The 21,622-nt window shown below is 36.0% G+C and carries 20 protein-coding genes, 1 pseudogene and 1 riboswitch; of the genes and pseudogenes, 9 read left to right on the top strand and 12 right to left on the bottom strand.

The genetic code is table 11. From position 1 onward, the window contains the following. Window positions 1–132 precede the first annotated feature (132 nt). The 3 genes from OB_RS05625 to OB_RS05615 form a co-directional block, all read right to left on the bottom strand. The gene (locus OB_RS05625; protein WP_011065459.1) at window positions 133–720 is read right to left on the bottom strand and encodes a 3'-5' exonuclease; all 588 of its coding nucleotides are present in this window, start codon (window positions 718–720) and stop codon (window positions 133–135) included. 12 nt (window positions 721–732) lie between these two features. Beyond that, a complete protein-coding gene (locus OB_RS05620) occupies window positions 733–1,422 on the bottom strand; it encodes a CBS domain-containing protein (protein WP_011065458.1) in 690 nt (229 codons plus the stop codon). A 74-nt stretch (window positions 1,423–1,496) separates the two neighbouring features. Continuing rightward, window positions 1,497–2,426: an MBL fold metallo-hydrolase gene (locus OB_RS05615; protein ID WP_011065457.1), complete on the bottom strand. Its 930-nt coding sequence runs from the start codon at window positions 2,424–2,426 to the stop codon at window positions 1,497–1,499. A 322-nt stretch (window positions 2,427–2,748) separates the two neighbouring features. Then, window positions 2,749–2,855, top strand: a riboswitch (SAM riboswitch). 159 nt (window positions 2,856–3,014) lie between these two features. Between OB_RS05615 and OB_RS05610 the strand changes: the two genes are divergently transcribed. Further along, entirely contained in the window at window positions 3,015–4,118 is a 1,104-nt protein-coding gene (locus OB_RS05610; RefSeq protein WP_011065456.1) for a 5-methyltetrahydropteroyltriglutamate--homocysteine S-methyltransferase, read from the top strand. Window positions 4,119–4,183: 65 nt separating this feature from the next. On the opposite strand, the gene OB_RS05605 is transcribed toward OB_RS05610, so the two are convergent. Further along, entirely contained in the window at window positions 4,184–5,431 is a 1,248-nt protein-coding gene (locus tag OB_RS05605) for a glutamate-5-semialdehyde dehydrogenase (RefSeq protein WP_011065455.1), read from the bottom strand. Next, window positions 5,428–6,546: a glutamate 5-kinase gene (proB, locus tag OB_RS05600; RefSeq protein ID WP_011065454.1), complete on the bottom strand. Its 1,119-nt coding sequence runs from the start codon at window positions 6,544–6,546 to the stop codon at window positions 5,428–5,430. Before proB ends, OB_RS05605 begins: the two co-directional genes overlap by 4 nt. A 522-nt stretch (window positions 6,547–7,068) precedes the next feature. Between proB and OB_RS05595 the strand changes: the two genes are divergently transcribed. Genes OB_RS05595 through cydS form a run of 4 tightly spaced genes read left to right on the top strand, consistent with a single transcriptional unit; the run spans window position 7,069 to window position 10,350 of the window. Continuing rightward, a complete protein-coding gene (locus OB_RS05595) occupies window positions 7,069–7,839 on the top strand; it encodes an NRDE family protein (protein WP_011065453.1) in 771 nt (256 codons plus the stop codon). A gap of 58 nt (window positions 7,840–7,897) precedes the next feature. Beyond that, window positions 7,898–9,238 carry a cytochrome ubiquinol oxidase subunit I gene (locus OB_RS05590; protein WP_011065452.1) on the top strand — a complete coding sequence of 447 codons (1,341 nt, stop codon included), beginning with the start codon at window positions 7,898–7,900 and terminating at the stop codon, window positions 9,236–9,238. Continuing rightward, window positions 9,235–10,248: a cytochrome d ubiquinol oxidase subunit II gene (locus OB_RS05585; RefSeq protein WP_011065451.1), complete on the top strand. Its 1,014-nt coding sequence runs from the start codon at window positions 9,235–9,237 to the stop codon at window positions 10,246–10,248. The genes OB_RS05590 and OB_RS05585 overlap by 4 nt, the downstream gene beginning before the upstream one ends. A 6-nt stretch (window positions 10,249–10,254) precedes the next feature. Continuing rightward, window positions 10,255–10,350 carry a cytochrome bd oxidase small subunit CydS gene (cydS, locus tag OB_RS18875; RefSeq protein ID WP_375544880.1) on the top strand — a complete coding sequence of 32 codons (96 nt, stop codon included), beginning with the start codon at window positions 10,255–10,257 and terminating at the stop codon, window positions 10,348–10,350. Window positions 10,351–10,458: 108 nt separating this feature from the next. Here cydS and OB_RS18295 read toward each other — a convergent pair. From OB_RS18295 to OB_RS05565, 5 genes and pseudogenes are all read right to left on the bottom strand, one after another. After that, a pseudogene (locus OB_RS18295) lies at window positions 10,459–10,638 on the bottom strand (IS256 family transposase); the annotation flags it as partial. A gap of 121 nt (window positions 10,639–10,759) precedes the next feature. Next, complete coding sequence (cydC, locus tag OB_RS05580) at window positions 10,760–12,481, bottom strand: thiol reductant ABC exporter subunit CydC (protein WP_011065450.1); 1,722 nt, start codon at window positions 12,479–12,481, stop codon at window positions 10,760–10,762. Next, window positions 12,481–14,202, bottom strand: coding sequence for a thiol reductant ABC exporter subunit CydD (cydD, locus tag OB_RS05575; protein ID WP_011065449.1), 1,722 nt, complete (start codon window positions 14,200–14,202; stop codon window positions 12,481–12,483). Before cydD ends, cydC begins: the two co-directional genes overlap by 1 nt. A gap of 35 nt (window positions 14,203–14,237) precedes the next feature. After that, window positions 14,238–15,320 (bottom strand): metallophosphoesterase, encoded by a 1,083-nt coding sequence (locus OB_RS05570; protein WP_041544106.1) that lies wholly within the window; start codon window positions 15,318–15,320, stop codon window positions 14,238–14,240. Then, window positions 15,313–16,170, bottom strand: coding sequence for an alpha/beta fold hydrolase (locus OB_RS05565; RefSeq protein WP_011065447.1), 858 nt, complete (start codon window positions 16,168–16,170; stop codon window positions 15,313–15,315). The genes OB_RS05570 and OB_RS05565 overlap by 8 nt, the downstream gene beginning before the upstream one ends. A gap of 255 nt (window positions 16,171–16,425) precedes the next feature. On the opposite strand from OB_RS05565, the gene OB_RS05560 reads away from it, so the two are divergent. Both OB_RS05560 and OB_RS05555 read left to right on the top strand, forming a co-directional pair. Continuing rightward, on the top strand, window positions 16,426–16,893 hold the full coding sequence (locus tag OB_RS05560) for a YndM family protein (RefSeq protein WP_011065446.1): 468 nt from the start codon (window positions 16,426–16,428) through the stop codon (window positions 16,891–16,893). Between the two features lie 91 nt (window positions 16,894–16,984). Continuing rightward, a complete protein-coding gene (locus tag OB_RS05555) occupies window positions 16,985–17,275 on the top strand; it encodes a hypothetical protein (RefSeq protein ID WP_011065445.1) in 291 nt (96 codons plus the stop codon). Window positions 17,276–17,286: 11 nt separating this feature from the next. Here OB_RS05555 and OB_RS05550 read toward each other — a convergent pair whose 3' ends face one another. Then, complete coding sequence (locus OB_RS05550; RefSeq protein ID WP_011065444.1) at window positions 17,287–17,955, bottom strand: endonuclease III domain-containing protein; 669 nt, start codon at window positions 17,953–17,955, stop codon at window positions 17,287–17,289. Window positions 17,956–18,051: 96 nt separating this feature from the next. Between OB_RS05550 and OB_RS05545 the strand changes: the two genes are divergently transcribed. Both OB_RS05545 and pdxK read left to right on the top strand, forming a co-directional pair. After that, window positions 18,052–19,089, top strand: a complete 1,038-nt coding sequence (locus tag OB_RS05545) for a C45 family autoproteolytic acyltransferase/hydolase (protein ID WP_011065443.1) — start codon at window positions 18,052–18,054, stop codon at window positions 19,087–19,089. Between the two features lie 109 nt (window positions 19,090–19,198). Continuing rightward, window positions 19,199–20,029: a pyridoxine/pyridoxal/pyridoxamine kinase gene (pdxK, locus tag OB_RS05540; RefSeq protein ID WP_011065442.1), complete on the top strand. Its 831-nt coding sequence runs from the start codon at window positions 19,199–19,201 to the stop codon at window positions 20,027–20,029. 99 nt (window positions 20,030–20,128) lie between these two features. Here pdxK and OB_RS05535 read toward each other — a convergent pair whose 3' ends face one another. After that, on the bottom strand, window positions 20,129–21,541 hold the full coding sequence (locus OB_RS05535; protein ID WP_011065441.1) for a DHA2 family efflux MFS transporter permease subunit: 1,413 nt from the start codon (window positions 21,539–21,541) through the stop codon (window positions 20,129–20,131). Window positions 21,542–21,622 lie beyond the last annotated feature (81 nt).

Here is a 21,622-nt window from a genome sequence, read left to right as displayed (position 1 = left end):
CAATGCATAATTGCCCCGAATACATATGCATCCGGGGATCAACTTCCGATGCTGGGTAAGCGTAGTATATTTCTGTAGGGGGTTTTCAAACAAATTGAAATGATCATTTGTTATGCCCTAATCCTATTTAATCTAGAAATATAATTTTGTAGCTTTTGGTTTTCTAGCTGATTTTCCTTTTTTGGAAACGAGCCACCGTTCTATAAATTCTTCCGTTGTACCTATTTTCTGCTCTGCCAAAGATGCCAAAAAGATTTTTGCAGACGCTCGAGCATCATCCATCGCATGATGATGATTTAACGCTATACCGTGGTGATTTGCCACCGTATGTAATTTATGATTTTCTAATTGCGGCCAAATTAACCGTGAGATTTTAACCGTACAGAGCGACGTATAATTTGGACATGGGATGTCGTATTTATTCAAAGATTGACGTAGAACACTCATATCAAAACTTGCATTGTGGGCAATTAATATCGTGTCTTCTAAATACGCTGATAATGTTGGCCATAATTCAGCAAAGGTCGGTGCCTCCTGTACTTGTTCTTCGGTAATTCCATGTATAAAGACATTTCCTGAGCGGAATGAAGCTAACGGATTAATGAGCGTGTAAAACTCATCTATAATTTCAGTATCATTCATAATTACTACACCTACGGAACAGGCACTATTTCTTTTTTCGTTTGCTGTTTCAAAATCTATCGCTGCAAACTTAACCATTCCAGACTCCCCCTATATCTCCATAATATCCCAATTGGTAATTATGCCTACCAACTTTTCATCCTCTTTCCCTGTTTTTGTTATAAGCAATGCCGCGAGCCGATTCCCTTTTCCGACTTGTTCTGAAAATACCTCAGCAGCTTCATATACAGACATTTCCTCGCTTATAAAAAGATGATTATCTGATTTTTCATATTGTAAAATATCTTCAGCAGTTGCATTAGTGATCTGTTGACTATCATTCATTGAATTTGCGATCCAACGAGCAATGCCCTTATGTGTAATTAAACCTTTAAAATCTTGATGCTTATATATCGGTAACTTCGTTAATCCTCTATCTCTTACTACCTGAAGTAACTTTTGTACAGAATCGTTTAATTGGAATGTAACCACTTGTTTTATAAATGCATTCTTTACTTGTTTTGGACTTGTAAAATCTTCTTCTATTTTTTCGATTCGTTCCACAATTGTATCATGAGGTTCTGCAATCGCATAGGAAACATTGATACGGTTATGAATAATTGCATTTCTCAGTTCAGCAAATTCCAATAAATCATCGTAATATCGTTTTATCGTAGCATTAGAATCTGATAAAACACGGACTGCTCTTGAGAAACCCATTTCTTTTTTCTGTAATTGTGATTTTAATGCTTTGTCTATACGATTAAATGCTGTAATAAAGCGTTCTGAATTTTTATACATACATTTTTCTCCTATCTTTGCGTTCTATCATTCTAACCGTTCGTACATTACATTAAACATCTATTTTCGATTGTTTATTTCGCCTTGTAGAGTACTTTACCGTTCTCCTCTACACTTTGTATATCCTCTTTTTCTGCTAAATAAATTAAACGTGTTAATGTTGCCATAAATTGACTGACAAAAGCAGTCCCTTTCATCGGTCCATAAATTTTTGTAGTGATTTTAAAAGCTGACATCGGTTTGTCTGATAGAAGTCGTTTGAGTTCTTCAAGTCGAAAAAGATGTCGGTTATACGTTTCCGTTATCCGTTCTGATAAATTTACCATCACTTTTCCATGGCCGGGTAATGCTAACTTACTTGGATATTCCTGTAATTCTAATAAGGATGGTAAATAATCCTTTAAAGGGTTCAACTCTTCTCCCATCCATAACCCAATAACTGGTGAAAGATGCTCTATCACATGATCTCCTATAATCATTACTTCCTCTTGCGTATTATAAAAACAGTAGTGATCTGGTGCATGTCCTGGTGTCCAAATCGCTTGATAAGGTTTATTTCCTAAAACCACTTCATCAAAATCATCAAAAAATCCGTCCGGTTCAAAATCATAGATAAAAGAAAAATCCTTTATTTTTAACGGTAATGGTGGTGTACCATGACGCTTTATTAATGCTTTCATTCTTTCCATATGTACTTTTCGGTCTCTTCCCTTTAGCATTTCTTTATACCCTCTTCTAGAAACAAAGACAGGAATGGCATATTCCTCTTGAAACCACTTTGCCAATCCTATATGATCCTCATGAGTATGGGTTAATATTAGTTTTTCAATCTGATAATTATCCAAAACGGTCTTCCATGTTTCCTTAGTTCCCGTTGAATAAATACCAGTATCTATGACAGTATATCCATTCTCTCCTTTTATTAAATAACAATTCACTTCCCCCATTGCACCTTTAAATCGAACTACGAATTGAAATATATCTTCTGTAATTTTCGTTAACATGAAATACCTCTTTCTAAAACAATTCAATGTATAAATGAGCTTATTGTTATTTTATCGTTCCAAGATGGAATTGCAAGACAAAGGAACTAAAATAAGTTCCAAAAACAAATTAATATAGGTAGAGAATCCGTGCTAATATTAACTCCAAAATGCATGACTTAAATGCCCTCAACAGAGCCGAATACTTTACATGTTTTGAAATCTTTATGATCTTTCGTTCAGCGTAGTACTGCCCGGCTAGAAGCACAAACTTTTTATTTTCAAAAAAGTCTTGACACTATATTCAATATCTTATAAAATTTCTATTAATTAAATATGACAATTCTTATCCAGAGAGGTGGAGGGACTGGCCCAAGGAAGCCTCGGCAACAGACTTATTTGATTAAGTACTGTGCCAATTCCAGTAGCGTAATTGCTAGAAGATGAGAAGAGTATATAGTACGGTTTCCTGTACCCTCTTCTTACTTGTAGAAGGGGGTTTTTACTTTTCCCTATTCTCTGTACAGAACTGTCATATGCTAGTTTCATAGAGCAAGACCCTACTCTATAAGACTAGCCCAAATCTAAAGGAGAAAGAAGGAAATTAACATGACAAAAACAGTTATTAAAGCACCATTTCGCGCAGACCATGTAGGTAGCTTACTACGACCAGAGCGTTTACACCAGGCAAGAAAAGATTATACAAATGGAAGTATTTCAGAAAAAGAATTGCGAGACATTCAAACAGAAGAAATCGAGCGCATCGTAGACAAACAAATTGAGGTTGGTTTACAAGCTGTTACAGACGGTGAGTTCCGTCGATTATGGTGGCATACGGACTTTTTAGAAGAATTAAATGGCATAGAAGGTTATATTCCAGAAAAAGGTTACTTATTCAAAGGAATTGAAACGGAGAGATATAACATCCGTAATAGTGGAAAGATCAGTTTTCCAAAAGACCATTCATTTGTGAAGGATTTCATTGAGTTTCAACAAATAGTAGGGGATCGTGCTGTAGCAAAACAAACCATCCCTAGTCCAAATCAATTATTTCACAAAGGAACGCGCAATCCTGAAGTTTATCCAGATATCCAATCGTATGCAGAGGATATTATTAGTACGTATCGAGATGCAATTCAAGCATTTTACGATGCTGGATGTCGATACCTGCAATTAGATGATGTATACATTGCTGGATTGAACGTAGATGAGTTAATAACATTTGAAGAAGATTTATCTCGTCAAGAGTTGATTGATTTATCTTTACATGTTGTAAACAGTGTACTTGAGAATAAACCAGATGACTTAATAGTAACGACACACTTATGTAGAGGAAACTATCGATCTGCCTGGGCATTTGAAGGAAGTTATGCTCATATCGCCCCAACCTTATTTGCTAATGAAAAAGTGGACGGATTTTTCTTAGAGTATGATGATGATCGTTCAGGAAGCTTTGAGCCTCTTTCTCACATTCCTAACGGTGGCCCACAGGTCGTCATTGGGGCAATCACTTCTAAATTCGGTGTGCTAGAAGACAAAGAAGAAATCATTAATAAAATCAAAGATGCGTCACAATACATCCCGCTAGATCAAATTTCACTTAGTCCACAATGTGGATTTGCATCAACTCATCAAGGAAATAAATTAACAGAAGAGGATCAGTGGAATAAATTACGATATATTGTAGAGCTTTCCAAAGAGATTTGGGAATAAGCTTCTAAAACCTATAAAAACACCAAACTACTTCCGATATAATCTAGAAGTAGTTTGGTGTTTTTTTATTCGCGAATTTGTCCTGATCCTGAAATCACAAATTTAGTCGACGTTAATGCCTCCAGCCCCATCGGACCACGAGCATGTAATTTTTGTGTACTAATTCCTATTTCTGCACCATATCCGAATTCAAATCCATCTGTAAATCTAGTTGAAGCGTTGTGATAAACTGCTGCAGCATCAACTTGAAGCTGAAATTGTTCAGCATTCATCTTGTTTTCCGTTATAATCGCTTCCGAATGACGTGTACCATAGCGATTGATGTGATCGATAGCTTCTGATACTGAATCAACTATTTTTACACTTATTTCACTTGATAAATATTCCTTTTCCCAGTCCCTTTCCACTGCTTTTATTGCTGGTGGAAATTTTTCCATAACGACTGAATCACCGTGAATTTTGATATCATGAGATTGCATTGTTTTTAATAATTCTAAACCATGATCCTCAAACCACTGTCTATGAATAATTAATGACTCAATTGCATTACACACAGATGGACGCTGAAGTTTTGCATTCAAAACAATTTCCGTTGCCATCTCTACTTTAGCAGATTCATCTAGATAAACATGGCAATTTCCTGCACCAGTTTCAATTACAGGTACAGTTGATTGTTTTATCACTGTATCTATTAATTGTTTACCTCCTCTTGGTATTAAAACATCTAGATATTCATTTAATTGAAAAAATTGATTCGCTACTTCTCTTCTAGTATCCTCAATTAATTGCACAGCTTCTTTTGGTATAGAGCTGGAAGCCAATGACTGATGAATAACTTGAATAAGCGCTTTATTAGACTCTATGGCTGAAGAACTACCACGCAAAACTACTGAGTTCCCTGTTTTTATTGCAAGAGAAGCTGCATCTACAGTGACATTCGGTCTAGCTTCATAAACCATACCAATAACACCAATTGGAACACGCTTTTTGGTAATAAATAAGCCATTATCTTTCTCTATTATTTCTAGAGCTTCTCCAATCGGATCAGTTAATATAGTTACCTGTAAAATTGCATCAGCTATATCTTGTAACCTTTCCTCATTCAATCTTATTCGATCGATAACCGCTTCAGATAACCCTTTTTTCTTCCCTTCTTCTATATCTAAAGCATTTGCAGTTAATATTTCTTGCTTGTGATTTATAATTGCTTGTGATATTAATTGCAATGCTTCATTCTTGTCGTCCGTTGTAGATAGAGCCATTTTAAAACTTGCTTGTTTTGCACGCTTCGCTTTCTCTATTACTTCACTCATTGGAACTCCTCCTTTATTTGATCAACCATAACCCATGAATCTCTGTGAATCACCTCAATAGCAGGGATTTGCGTCATCTGTTTTGCTTTTTTTAATGTGTTGGCTGCGTTGAGCTCTTCAGACGAACAACTCACTTGCCCTCTTCCTAATAAATTTCTTCGATTATAAACTTCTACAACATCTCCATCTTCAAAATCTCCCTGAGTATTAATCACACCAGCTGACAACAAACTACCGCCGTTATGCATAAGTGCTTGAGTAGCCCCATCATCAATAAATACTTTCCCCTCTAATGTCGAATGCAAAGAAATCCATTGCTTACGAATCGGAATTTGTTTATTGCGGAAACTTCTAACATACGTTCCCTGTCCATGTCCATTTACTATTTCTAGTAATTTAGATACTCCTACCCCTTTACCAATAAAAACTGGGACTCCGAGAGAAGCTGCTACCTTTGCTGCCATCAGTTTCGATTTCATACCACCAGTACCTAATTTCGATCCTGAAACATCCGTTTCCTGTATCATATCATTAGTAATTAAATCAATTGTATCGTACCGCATAGCACTCGCATATTTACCAGGATGTTTATCATAAATCCCATCAATATCGGTTAATATTATTAATTGAGCTGCATGGATAGAACCACTAACTAAAGCAGAAAGCATATCATTATCCCCGAACGTTAACTCATCAACAGCAACTGTGTCGTTTTCATTAATAATCGGTATAACTCCTCGTTCTAGTAATTCAAGCATAGTAGATGTAGCATTCTTATACCGTTTTTGGACCGAAAAATCAGACCTCGTTAATAATAATTGAGCAGATCGAATATTGTATTCCATAAACTTATCCATATAAGTATGAATAAGTAGACCTTGACCAATCGCCGCGGATGCTTGTTTTCCTTTTAACGTAACCGGTCTAGAAGAATATCCTAAGTTTCGAAAACCCGCTGCAACAGCTCCTGAGGAAACTAAAATAACTTCAAAGTTATGTTGATGTAACATAGCTAACGCATTCACATGGTCTCCTAGTTTCTTATGATCAATTTCACCTTTTTCATTCGTTAGTGAGCTACTTCCAATTTTTATAACTACCCTCTTCTTATTCATATTCTTCTCCTCCTCAATATTCTCTAAGTGTCTATTTTCAGGTATAAGAACAAAAGCCCAAACGCCCGTTTATCACCGCATGTCCTGGACCGGGCTAAATAACTTTATAACTTAGTACGTTTTTTCCACAGCTTCAAAATTTAATAATATCCTGGAACATAAAAAAACCCCTTCATCCCCATTCAATAAAAGGGACGAAAGAGTTTTCTTCCGCGGTACCACCACATCTTAGATGCAATGATTTGCATCTCACTTCTACCATTAACGCTGGCTAAACGCCCATGTTTACATGGGACTCCAAAGGTAGGTTCTGATAAATCAGCAATGACGGAATCTCTCAGCTAATAAATTCCGATCTCTTTCATTCGATATCTACATACTATTCCTCTGTTAAACGTTCAACTGTATTGTTATATATTATTATCAGTTTCTCCTTAAATGTCAACAACTAAATTGTGTTTCAATCTGATTTTTAGTCAAATCAAATAGTTCCATCTATAATATGGACTAGGAGGTATCATTATGTGCTTAATAACATTCGCTATCCAAAAACATTCAGAATATCCATTTATATTGATTGCCAATCGTGATGAATTCTATGACCGCCCCACTGCAAAAGCATCATTTTGGGATGATGCTCCAGCTATTTTAGCAGGAAGAGATTTAAAATCAAAAGGTACATGGTTGGGTATAACAAAGCAAGGAAAAATTGCAGCAATCACCAATTACAGAAATCCTTCACTTCCTGAGACAGGTACATATTCAAGAGGAAAAATTCCTGTTGATTTTTTAAATAATGAAATAGATGCATCACATTTTTTATCCAGATTAGAAGAAAATAAATCCTTATATGCAGGATATAATGCTTTATTTGGTAATTACCAAAACCTCTATACGTACAACAATATTTATAATAGTAGTGAACAATTAGTGTCGGGTATACATTCCTTAAGTAACGATAAATTGAATACTCCATGGCCAAAAGTAGTAAAAGCGAGGGGGTTATTACAAAACCACCTTGAAAGTAATCAAGATATTTCTAACGAGGCATTATTCCGTATCTTACAAAATGCGGATAAACCAAATGATCAAGACCTTCCTGACACCGGTATTGGATTACAATTAGAACGAAATTTATCTTCTATGTTTATAGATACTGGTAATTATGGGACAAGAGCTTCGACAATTATCTTAATCGATAAGAATAACGACGCAACCTTTATCGAACGTACGTATCATCAAGGCAACGTTATAGAAGATAAAAATTACTATTTTTCGATTGTTTCCGATTAATTTTAACCATCACCGGGTAAATTAATACAATATGGTTGTCTTATAAGGAGGTCAACAAATGTTATTCGATGATCCGGTATATGCTAGTCGCTTACTGACTTTACTCACGCTTTCTTTCCATATTATCTATGCCACAATTGGTGTCGGTGTCCCACTAATGATTATGATTGCTCAATGGATAGGAATTAAGAAAAATGACATGCATTACTTATTAATGGCCCGGCGTTGGGCAAAAGGGTTTATAGTAACAGTAGCTGTCGGTGTAGTTACTGGTACTGCTATTGGTTTGCAGCTTTCCCTACTTTGGCCAAGTTTTATGGAGTTAGCTGGTAATATTATCGCACTTCCTCTGTTTATGGAAGTATTTGCATTCTTTTTCGAAGCTATTTTTCTTGGTATCTACTTATACACTTGGGACCGCTTCGATAATCAAAAAAAACATTTCTTATTACTCATACCAGTTGCTGTAGGTGGCGGTATGTCAGCTTACTTTATTACGGTAGTTAACTCGTTTATGAATTCTCCAGCCGGCTTTGACATTGTAAATGGCGAGCTTGTTAATGCTAATCCACTTGCTGCCATGTTCACGGTATCCATGCCTACAAAAGTAGCGCACGTGTTATCAACTGGTTATATGACGATTGCTTTTGTTTTAGCGGCAATTGCAGCCTTTCGTCTATTACAAGGGTCAAATCGGGAATATCATAAGAAATCACTTAACATGCTAATGAAAGTAGGTTTTGTCTTTGCTCTAGCAACTGCGTTAATTGGAGACCTTTCTGGTAAATATTTAGCAGAATATCAACCAGAAAAATTAGCAGCTGCGGAGTGGCATTTTGAAACATCTTCAGAGGCGCCATTAGTAATGTGGGGAGTTCTTGATGACAACAATGAACCGCAATACGCATTGGAAATCCCTTACGCACTAAGTATATTAGCACATAGTTGGCCAACCGCAGAAGTTATTGGCCTAAATGAATTCCCTGAAGACGAGCAACCTCCACTTATCATTCATTATTTCTTTGACACGATGGTGACTATCGGGGTATTTATGCTTGGTCTATCATTTATTTATTGGCTTGGTATCCGTAAACGCTGGAACTTCGTCGAATCAAAATGGTACCGTTGGCTCATCGTTCTAGGAGGCCCATTATCATTCCTAGCTATCGAAGCTGGCTGGTGGATGGCTGAAGTTGGTAGACAGCCTTGGATTTTACGAGGGATTATGACGATTGACGAAGCAGCAACAACCAGTGATTATGTTGGAATAATGTTCTACTTATTCGTACTACTTTATCTTATCTTAGGAGTAGGAACTGTAGTTGTATTAAGAAAAATGTTCCAAAGAAGTCCGATAGAAAAAGACATCGAGAATTATCAAGGTGGTGACCAAAAATGATATTAGAAATCATCGGTATTTCTGTGCTTTGGTTATTCCTGTTTGGCTATGTCATCGTTGGTTCCATTGATTACGGTGCAGGATTCTTTAATGCATACAGCATTTTAACCGGGAAGCAACATATTGTTTCTAAAGTTATTCAACGTTATCTTTCACCAGTATGGGAAGTCACAAATGTATTTTTTGTATTTTTCTTCGTAGGAATCGTTGGATTCTTTCCAGAAACTGCATTTTACTTTGGTACCATACTCTTGGTTCCTGGAAGTTTAGCATTGATTTTACTCGCAATCCGCGGGTCTTATTATGCATTTGAATCTTATGGAAAGAAAGGGCATAAAGGATATGCATTTATGTATGGAGCGTCTGGAATATTACTCCCAGCCTCCCTCTCTATTGTATTGACAATATCTGAAGGTGGATTTATCACCCTTAATAATGGAGAGCCACAACTTGAATATCTTGATTTATTTATGAGCCCACTTACTTGGTCGATTGTGGTATTAAGTATTATCTCTGTTCTCTATATTTCAGCCGTATTTTTGACCTGGTATGCAAATGAGACTGGTGATGAAGGAGCAACAAATTTAATGCGCAAATATGCATTAGTTTGGTCCGTTCCACTTATCATTGCAGCTTCCGGAATTATTGTAGAACTGCGCTTCCATAACGAAGAACACTTTAACAACATTATTGACCTATGGTGGATGTTCGGAATATCTTTTCTTCTATGGATTGGTACCGTATGGTTAATTTGGAAGCGTAAGAACTACATCACAGCATTCTGGCTACTAGTTGGTCAATTTGCTTTTGCCTTTTTCGGATATGGTATTTCTCATTACCCATATCTTTTATATCCATATATTACGATATCTGAAGGCTTTACAAATGAAGCAATGGCAATAGCTTTAATAATTGCCTTCATACTAGGAATGGCATTATTAATACCATCGCTTTATTTACTGCTAAGGTTATTCTTGTTTGATGAAAATTATAAAAAAGGAAAGAAGTGATTAGACATGATTAATGACTTTCTCATTTTTATCGCACCCTTCCTTATTTTGTTTGCCGCAATGGGAATATCATTCTACGTAGCACTAAAAGATGGATCGTGATAAGAAAAGTGATGGGCGCCGTTTAAAAACGTAGAGACAAACCAAACCGCATCGGATATTAAAATCCAATGCGGTTTGGTTTGTCAAATAAAGTGTGTAAGTCCCTGTTTACTCAAGGTACTTTAACACCCTATCTCTTAACTCATCATGTAAAAGAAGTTGGTTCATAACCATTGCCCAGTTTTGGATGTGGCCACCTTTCCATTTGGTCTAGAGTTCTTTTACACGTAAAAACAATACTTTTAATAGAGCGTTCTTGTTGGGGAATGCTCCTTTTTCGTTACTTTTATTCTACCAAATATAAAAACTGTGTAAGTAAGAACCATACGCATTCTTACTTACACAGTTTAGTTTATACTCCAATTCCAATGCGGTTTGTTTCATTTCAGCCTTTCAGCGGGCAGTACAATTATAAATTTAATTTTTCGTTCTCCAAATCCTTCATACGTTTAAAATATCCGTTATGTTGCATCAAGTTATGGTATGTTCCTTTTTCTACAACTTTCCCATGGTCCATAACAATGATTTCATCCATTTTTTGTAATCTTGTTAAACGATGTGTTACCACAATGACAGTACTTTTCTCTGAGTATTGGTCAATCTTATCCCAAATGTGTTTTTCAGTCACTGCATCTAAGGAAGAAGTTGGTTCATCTAATGCCCATATAGCAGCGCTTCGAATAAAGAGTCGGGCTAACGCTAGTCGTTGTTTTTCTCCTCCTGAAAGGTTGGAACCTTGTTCCTGTAATAAATCATCCAATCGAATTTGATGTAAATTCACATTGTCCAAAGCCTCACGAAGTTCGTCATCTGTTGCTTCAGAATTAGCTAAATGCAAATTTTCTCGAATTGTTCCATAGAAAAAATGATTGGATTGCAATGAAACGTTCGCATGCTTCCATAATGTTTCCTCTTCTAAATAAGCTATTGAATCTTTATTCCACCTTATCAAACCGTCTGTTGGCTGAATCATTCCAAGGATAAGCTGTAACACTGTCGACTTACCAGATCCACTAGCACCTACAATGGCTATTTTAGACCCAGCTTCAAAATGAAGGGAGATATTTTGCGCAACAGGGCGAGGAGTACTTGGATACCTCTTTGTTACGTTCTCCAAAGTAATAATTGGCGCTAAATTCGATTCCAATTCAAATGGCTTTTTCCGTTCACTTGTTTCTTCATTCACATTCCACACTTCTTCTAATCGATTCGCCGATTGTTTTGTTTCCTCTAAATAGGCAGGAAATAATGCCATATTTGATGTGTCTTCAAACACTGTCAACGAAATCATGAATAACATTGCTAATAATATTCCTTCTAAGTTACCAATCGATACAAAATAACCAGCTAACCCTAAAACCGCAACCGATACGATAAATGAAACAAATGTCAATAAAGACTCACGAAAAGCTTGTTGGTTATTTGCTTGTTGATTTGCTTGCTCATATAGATTAACTTTATCAAGAATATTATCTTTTTTTGACTCTGCTTGCCCGTATATTTTCAGATCTGTAAATCCATATAAATACTCTGTAACCTCCGAAGACAGTTGCCCACGATACGAACGAACATTACTAGCTATCCTTCTTTGATAGAGATAAAATAATCCAGGAACAATGATCACAACGATGATCATCCCAATCAAAATTACCATTGCTATTGGTATGGAGAATACCATTGTAAATGTAATCGTCGCAATAAAAACGGTCATTAAAACAATTGGTGGATAAAATACTCTTAAGAAAAAATGTTGAAGAGATTCTACATCGCCCACAATACGCGCTAGAATGTCACCACTTCTATATTTTTGTAATATCGTAGTTGAAAGTGGTTCGATTTTCTCATATACGTATACGCGCAAATTACGAAGCATTGAAAATGTCCCTCGATGAGAAAAATACCTTTCTCCATAACGGCTGAGCGCCGAGGATATCCCTAACATTTTTACCATCGCAACGATGATCATCAATGTGTATATTGGTGGAGTAAGTGCAGCTTTTGATATTAAGTATCCGCTGGATGCAAATAATGCAACAGCCGTAACCCCAGCTAAGAAACCAAACAGAATAGACAGGAGGACGTCTTTCCTTTCTTTCAGCGTCATTTTCATGATGAGTTTTAATTCTTGCATTACGCCTCTCCTCCTTGTTGCAATTTCATCATAGACTGGTATAAATCGTCTTCTTGAAGCAACTCTTTATCTGTTCCGATTGCACGAATAGAACCCTGTTCCATCAATACTATTTTATCTGCAGAACGGATAGTTTGCAGACGATGCGCGACAGTAATGACTGTTGCATGTTCTCGCAGTTTATCCATTGATTGTTGTAAAACTTCTTCTGTGTGCACATCTAATCCCGTCGTCGGTTCATCAAATAGAATTATATTTGGTCTTTTTAGGAAAGTACGTGCTAAAACAACACGTTGTTTTTCACCACCTGATAATCCTCTACCAGCTTCACCAATATTGGTATCTAGCCCGTCTGGAAGCTGCTCAATCCATTCCCAAATTCCTGCTTCCATTGCTGCTTGCTTAATCTCATCGCGATCATGTACTTTTGTACTACCTAAAGCAATATTTTCAGTAATAGTTCCTGAAAATAAATACGGATTCTGCGATATATAGATGATTTGTTTAAACCAAGCATGCTCATCCACATCTTCTTGTTTATATTTATCGATATAATAACTTCCTTCTGTAACTGGTAATAATCCAGCAATAAGATGAAGCATCGTAGACTTTCCAGCCCCTGTAGCACCAATGATGGCAACTTGCTCTTTTGGATTAACAATCAAATTAATAGATTGTAATTGAAAACTACTATCAGCATAGTTAAAATTCATATCTCTTAATTCTAATCTTGATGGCTTAGTAGCAGGCAGCACTTCCGTTCCCCATTTAACTTGATTATTTGTTTCACCAAAAATTGCTTCTAGTTTGCTACCGGCTCCCATACTGGATCTTCCAGAATGAAATGCAGTACCTAATGCCTTTAATTGATTGAAAAATTCCGGAGCTAATAATAGCATTAGAAATCCAGTGAAGAAAGAAATATCTTGAAAAATAATCATTCGAATCGCCACTTCTAAAGCAATGAGCCCAATACTTAACATGGAAATAAATTCAAGGGCTAGAGAGTTTGTAAAAGCAACTCTTAATACTTCCATGGTGGAATCACGAAATCGAACACTACTATTTGCAATCTTTTCCCGTTGCTGTTTGGCTTTACCAAATAAACGAATCGTTGGTAATCCCTGTAAAACATCTAAAAATGTCCCCGAGAAAGCTGCCATTTGTGAGAGTTGCTCTTCGGATTTATCTTTTGTCTTAAACCCTATAATCATCATAAATATCGGAATAAATGGAGCAGTGACAAGTATTATTACTCCTGTAGTCCAATGTGTCCAAAAAATAACCGCAAGAATTAGCAATGGGACAACAAATGACTGTATCATTTGTGGTAAATACTGACTGAAATATGCATCAACCTCATCGACAGTATCCATAAAAACGCTTGTTTTATTTCCTGATTGCCCTTTTGCAGCATTAGACACAGTTTGATCAGTAAAATGATTTAATACATCTTCCCTTAATTGTTGCTTAACACTTGTTGACATTCTAGTACCGTTACGCTTATTTATAAAAGAAAATAACATTCGTAATAATAGCATTGCTAATAATAATAAAAATAAATCACCTATAGCATTTACTGTTTTCCCTTGTAAAAATATCTGTTCTATAATGGAGACAATGAGATAACTTTGCCAAATAATCGTTATTCCTAACCCAATAGAACATATAACCATCCAAAGGATCTGTACCTGATGTTGTCGCTGAAGTTGTTTTAGCATAATTCATCCTCCTTCTGGTTAATTTTTTGAAATAGTTAATATAAACAATACTTTGGAATCCAACCCATGATGCCATCGCACCTCTTTATAAGGATATATCCCGCACAATTATCATCTAATATGTAAACTTCCTCACCCTGATTAACACTTACTGTTGTAGTACTTACTCCTTCTTTGCAATAATACCCATCGTTGTTCTCTAGGATATATTCATTTTTCACCCACTGTTGAATATTGGCGTTAGTATTTTTACAGCGTGTAAAATATTGCTCTTTCTCAATAGGTTCAATTTGATAATACGGATAATTAACAGAACCCATCCAACCTAAACTATCATTATGAGTCTGTTTTATCGTGATAGAATCTTTCAATTCATCCACATATGTAAAGGAATATTCACCTTGATTAATGATAAGAGCATTTAGTTGCCCGCTAGCTTTTATCTGATTTCCGCCATCTATTGCAATGATATTGTTATCGAGATCGATAATCGGATTATGCGTGGATAGTTCTTCGGTTCTGTAATTAATTACTGGCCAATGCCCGACGATAACTGGCTTATCTACGGAGTGACCTTTTTCATAGAAGGCAGGAGTATATAAAGCATCCGCTTCTTCGGTATTTGGCCACAACTCATCAACAGCAGCATGAACAATAATGAAGTCATCCGTTTCATAAGCGATCGGCAATGATTCTAGCCACTCAATTTCTTGTTCAAAATTATCTTGAAAAATACTAGAAGCTTTAGTTAACGACATCCCGTCTGAGAAAGATTGTCCAGTTGAAGCAATCATTTCATGCATCATTGATTGAGGCCTTGTATTTAAGTACTGTCTTCCTATATCATTTCCCCGAAACACATGACGAAAAACCACATCGCAATTACCTTTTGTTATAAATACCCGTTGTAAATTCTTATCCATCCATTGTACATAATGAACTAAATCAAGGCTGTTTAAACCTTTTTCACAGAGGTCTCCATTAATAAACAAGTAATCTTCTTCGGTATAATTGAGCTTTTTTAACAATTCCTTGAACAAAGTTAAACTTGCATGTATATCGGAGATTACTATTACTCTTCTCAATGGATCGAGTGAAAGATTACGTATGTCAATCATCAATATTATTCTCCTTCTGTATTGTTTGTACAACAAAATCTTCAAACGCTGACTCTTCCTCCATAAAAGGATTATGATTACTATTACTAAATGTAGTAAATGTTGCATTCGGAATTAAGTCTGCAGCTTCTTTTGAGAATACATGGGGACACTGTCTATCATGTAGTCCGCTATAAATATAAGCCGGAACGTTTACATTTACTAGGTAAGGACGTAAATCATAAGACGGTAATTCTTCATACGAATAATAATCGAGACGGTTGCTCACTACCTTCCCACTATTGGGGCGTTTTATCATTTCATCATATCGATGTTTGTTATATACGTACATAAGACCCCACTCTTTTACTAGAGCTCTTCTTTCTTCAATTGGCGTTTCTTTCTGTCCCAACTTCTCTATTATTTCCAGTATACGAGGGTTGTCCTTGTTCTTCTTACAATAAATACTATCCGGATGTTTCATGTATTCATTTGAAGCAGACAACCCTCCAGCAATAATCTTGTTCACGCTTTGTGGAGATTCAATTGCATATTTCAAAGCCAGCATCCCGCCCGTAGAATGTCCTGCAAATGACCAAATCGGAACATTTAATGCTATGCGAATTGCTTCCAAATCTTTTACTGCCTCTATCATACTAAATTGATCGGTAGATGTTGCTGACGCAGACTCTCCACACCCTCGAAGATTAATTAAATACACAGAATAATGTGCGGTAAATTTATCTGCAAAATTATTTCCTCTTTCATTGAATTCACTAAATAAATGAGTTACTGCAAGAGGTGGTCCATCTCCTTTAAAAAAATATTGAAATGTTCCTTTTACCGTTTCAATTTTTTCTTCTCTCCACATGAATAACGCTTCCCCTCTTATTTTAAATTGACTTTCCAATCAAAAATCATCTGTGTACAATTCCAGTTAAATTGCTTCTGTACATGTTTTCCTGCGAATGTAATACCAATAGGAATTCCTATATACTACAAATTAAACTAAGTATAGAATTGATTGATTTTACTGTCAATTCAACGATTATTCTTCTTACATACATAGGAACTAGAAAATTAACCAGACTAAATTATAAATATAAGTGTTAAAGGATGGATAAAAATGAAACATCTTAAAGCAATTGGAATTAAATTTATTATTATGGCCATCATTTTCTTATCAATTGTAAGTATATTTAATTTTGTTAGTGTGGCGGAGATGATTGTAATGAGTGCCATACTAACACTAGCTGCTTATGTTATTGGAGATTTATGGATTCTGCCTAGAATGGGATATGTGGCAGCTACAATCGGTGACTTATTCTTTGCTTATGCTTCTGTTTGGTTCCTTTTATACATCTTTTTAGGAACTTCTTTTCCAATCGCAACAGCCTCTATCTACATTGCCATAATAATTAGCCTTACTGAATCTGTCTTCCATATTTATATGAAAGAAAAGGTTCTTGAGGAGGAAAATAATAGGATAATAAGTCCTAATATGCAGACTGTACAGACCGAATTTGCGGAAGAACAACATACGGAGGAGAAGAATATAAAGAAAGATTCTTATACTCGACAAGACGAAAGTTAAAGATTAGCCTGTACCTATATGTGCGTAAGGGGCAATTTTTTTATAAAAGAACATATGCTATCTTATAACGTTTTTTCAGGGGTGGAGGTTCATGAGTCAATTTTTTCTAAATAACCAAAATAACTTCTCTAATACTCCTTTCACATCAAATACAAACATTAAATTTGGAGATAAACTAATATACTATGGTGGCATGATATCTACTGTAGGAGCAGTAATTGCCTTCATTGGATCCTCAATAGTATATGAAGAAGATCTTAAAGAATCAGAAGAAAATTCTCAAGAATCTTCAATTAATCAACATCAGCTTCAGGAAATGCAACAACAAATTCAATTATTACAAAGAAAGATTAATCAATTAGAACAGGATCAGGGGCGATAACCCTATTAAGTTCAGCCCCTGAATTCTCCTAGTTTATTTAATCCAAATTCACATATCGTTTGGACTGGACAAGTATTACAAATCGGCTTCACCTTACAATGTATTTTCGCGTGTTCCACTAATAATGCGTGGTATTCTTGGTAAAGAAGGCTGTCATTTGGTAAATCTCTCTCCACCACTTTTTGCAGACTACGATATGTAGATGGTACATTTAAGCCAATGCGATTAAATATTCTATTTGCATATTGATCAGCAATAAATGCCTGTTTTTTAAAGGCGTATACCAACATTACGTCAGCTGTCTCATCCCCAATTCCTTTAATCGATAATAACTCTGACCGTAGCTTATCATGCGGGATTTGTTGTACGATTGATACATCGTAGTTATATTTACGGAACCAAGTGATAAAAGCTTTTATTCTTGCGGCTTTAATCCGATAAAAACCACTAGGACGTATTTTTTCCGCGAGCTCATTCTCTTCAATTTGATAAAAATAATCGGCATCATGCACATGATCTCCTAAACGAGTTAGAGCTTTTTCTACATTTCGCCAATTTGTTCGTTGGACAAGTATCGATCCTAAGAGCATTTCTAATGTTGATCTTGCTGGCCACCATGATTGCGGACCATAATATTTATATAGTTTATAGTAGATTTCAAGATAATCTGGAATATTCATTTTCACGTCCCCTTTCTAATTCCAAGCAATTTCTTTTCCTTCTAAACAAAAATCAACTACACTCAAATTACTCTGCATTAGAATGGAGAAATGAATATGATTAATGTTTATAGTGATATTATACAATTTAAAGGAAATCACTATCAATTCGGATATAGACAAGGAGAACTTCTTCAGAATTCACCTATTCTTAAACATCGTAACTTACAAAAAGGTAGCCGCTGGCGAAACTTTCTAGTTGATATTGATGAAGTTAGAGATGCTTTTCAAACTTTCTCACCAGCAATATGGGAGGAGTTAGAAGGTTTGGCCGATGCATTGCAAATGCCTATAAAAGATGCCATACGTGAATTCGGTGGTTACTACTACGAATATGGACGTAGCGGCTGCTCTATCTACACAGAAGCTGATTTCTTAATTCGAAATTATGACAATGCACCTCGTTCCTATGAGGGAAGATATGTAATATATAAACCTACTGATGCAGGTTATGCGACTGTCGGTCCAACCATGCAAATCACCGGTAGAACTGATGGGATAAATGAAAAAGGATTTGCTATGGGGTATAACTTTGTGAACAGAATAAAATCAGATGATGGTTTTGTATGTAATATGATAGGTAGACTTCTTCTTGAAAACTGTGCTTCGGTCGAGGAAGCAAAGCAATTATTACAAGAGCTGCCACATAGGCATACATTTAGTTATGTATTACTAGATAAAAATGGATATTCGGTAGTAGCTGAAGTATCGCCTCGAAATGTCAAATTCCGTGAAGCAAATATGTGTACGAATCACTTTGAAGAACTAACAGAAGAAAATAGATACCGAACTGACGAATCGATGGAGCGGCTAAACAAAATATCCTCTCAACAATCATCAGTAGAAAATCCATATGAAGCTTATCAATTATTAAATAATCTGGAAAAAGGAGTCTTCTCAAAAAAGTATGATGCGTGGGCTGGCACTTTACACACAGCAGCGTATTTACCAAAAGAAATGAAGGCTTGGATCGCATTAGGAGCAAATCGCCCTCCCCTCATTTTTGATTTTCAAAAATGGTTGAATGGACAGCCATTCCATGCTACAAAAATTAAAGGAGTATTGGATACAGATGAACAATTTGTCAATGTCTAATATATAACCGCTATGACTTTACAACTAGTTCATAAAGGATTATTCTTTAACTATCAAATATTTATTGAAGTGCGAATTTAGAGCAGAGCAACAAAGGAGGAAACAAACGATGACGATGAAAAAGACATTAACACTCGCTGGATCAGATTCTAGTGGTGGTGCAGGTATAGCAGCTGATTTAAAGACTTTCCAGGAATTAAATGTATACGGCATGACTGCGTTAACTTCTATCGTTTCCATGAATCCACAAGGATGGAATCATCATGTTACACCAATTGATGTGGAAGTAGTAGAAAAGCAACTAGATACCATATTATCAGTAGGCGTAGATGCTATGAAATCCGGTATGCTTGGATCTGTAGATATTATCAATTTAGGGGCAAGAAAAATTGATGAATTTAATATAAAACAATATGTTTTAGACCCTGTAATGGTTTGTAAGGGAGACGATGAAGTATTGCAACCAGAAAATACAGATGCGATGCGTGAGGAGTTATTACCACGTTCCCTAGTTACTACACCAAATCTTTTTGAAGCAGCACAATTAGCTAAAACAAAACCGATTAAAACGTTGGAGCAAATGAAAGATGCTGCAATAAAAATCCATGAATTAGGCGCCAAAAATGTTGTAATCAAAGGCGGCAAAGATTTAGAACATGATAAGGCAGTAGACCTTTTCTATGATGGAACTCGCTTTGAGTTATTGGAAAGTGAAAAAATCGACACTACCTATAACCATGGTGCAGGTTGTACATTTGCAGCTGCTATTACAGCTAATCTAGCTCATGGTATGGATGTTTTAGAAGCTGTTAAAACTGCTAAATCATTTGTTACATCTGCAATCGCAAATGGTTGGAAGTTAAATCAATACGTAGGACCAGTTATGCATGGTGCTTATAATCGAATAGATAGCACTAAAGTAGAAATGTCTTCTATTTAGGAACAAAACGTAAGCGAATAATTTAGTACGTCTATTCACGGATGCAAAATTTTCATAGATCGTAAAAAAAGCTTGGACAGCGTGTCCAAGCTTTTTTAGTTAACGTGATGAAATTCTTTTTTTCTTTTCGTCATGAATGAAAAATGCAAGGATTAGTCCCACAATAGAGATAATAGCCGTAACAATAAAGGAAACATTCACTCCGTGTATTAACCCTTGCAATCCCTCGCTAGGAATTGCTGCAGTTGACATGATCGTAATTGGCAATGCCGTTCCAATAGCACCGGAAACCTGCCTTAATGTGTTATTTACTGCTGTTCCATGAGCTATAAACTCATCGGGCAAAGAATTTAAACCAGCAGTAGTTACAGGCATCATTGCCATTGCGACACCTAACATACGTATCGCATGTATCGTTGCAATATATGTGAAGCTTGTTTCGGCTGTCAGCATTCCAAACATAAAGGTGGTTACCACTATTAGACCAAGTCCAATAATAGCTAAATAACGTGAGCCATATCTATCAAATAATCTTCCAGTGACCGGGTTCATTATCCCTTGCAAGACAGCACCAGCTAGTAGTGCAAGTCCTGATTCAAATGCAGAAAATCCTAACATATCCTGCATATATAACGGAAGAATTACCGCAGCACCTATCATCGTCATGAAAGTGACCATTCCTAATATGGTTGTGATCGTAAATATTTTGTATTGAAATACACGAAATTCTAAAATTGGTGTTTTTAAATTTAATTGTCTCAATATAAACCAAGCCAGCGCTATAATTCCTACAATCATCGATATAATTACTTGATTGCTTAACCATCCAGCGCTGCCAGCAATACTAAATCCGTACAACAATCCACCGAAACCTAATGTAGATAAAATAATGGATAACTTATCCAATTGTGGAAATGTACGCTTTGTTACATTTTTTAGTAGGAAATAGGCTATTCCAATATTTATGATTGCAATAGGTAGAACCATAAAGAATAAGGTTCTCCAAGGGGAATGTTCCACAATATAACCAGATAGTGACGGACCGATGGCAGGTGCAAATGAAATGATGAGTCCGAACATCCCCATTGCGCTACCTCTTTGCTCTCTAGGATAAATTAACATCATAATTGTTTGCATTAAAGGCATGATAATACCAGCTCCTGCAGCTTGTAGGATCCTACCTGTTAAAAGCAATTCGAAATTAGGAGCAATTCCGCATATTAATGTTCCTATGGCAAACGATGACATAGCGGCTAGAAATAAACTGCGCGTGGTAAATGTTCCTATAAGGAACGCAGTAATTGGAATCATAATACCATTCACAAGCATAAACGCAGACTGCAACCATTGTGCAGTATTAGCTTCTAATTCCAGGTCACTCATTATATGAGGTAATGCTGTTCCAAGTAAAGTTTGATTCAAAATTGCAACAAACGCACCCGATAACAATACCACTAATATTGGTACACGACTCATTTTCTCTGTAGACCCACCTACATGGCTCTCACTCATAATAATCCTTCTTTCTTGTAACTATAAAATTTTAGCAAATAAACAATTTTAGCATGTCATTACGTATTATTCAATAAATTT

The sequence above is a fragment of the Oceanobacillus iheyensis HTE831 genome, from assembly GCF_000011245.1.
Taxonomy (GTDB): Bacteria; Bacillota; Bacilli; order Bacillales; family Amphibacillaceae; genus Oceanobacillus; species Oceanobacillus iheyensis.
The sequence above is the reverse complement of the archived record's forward strand: the minus strand, read 5'-3'. Positions and strand labels throughout refer to the sequence as shown.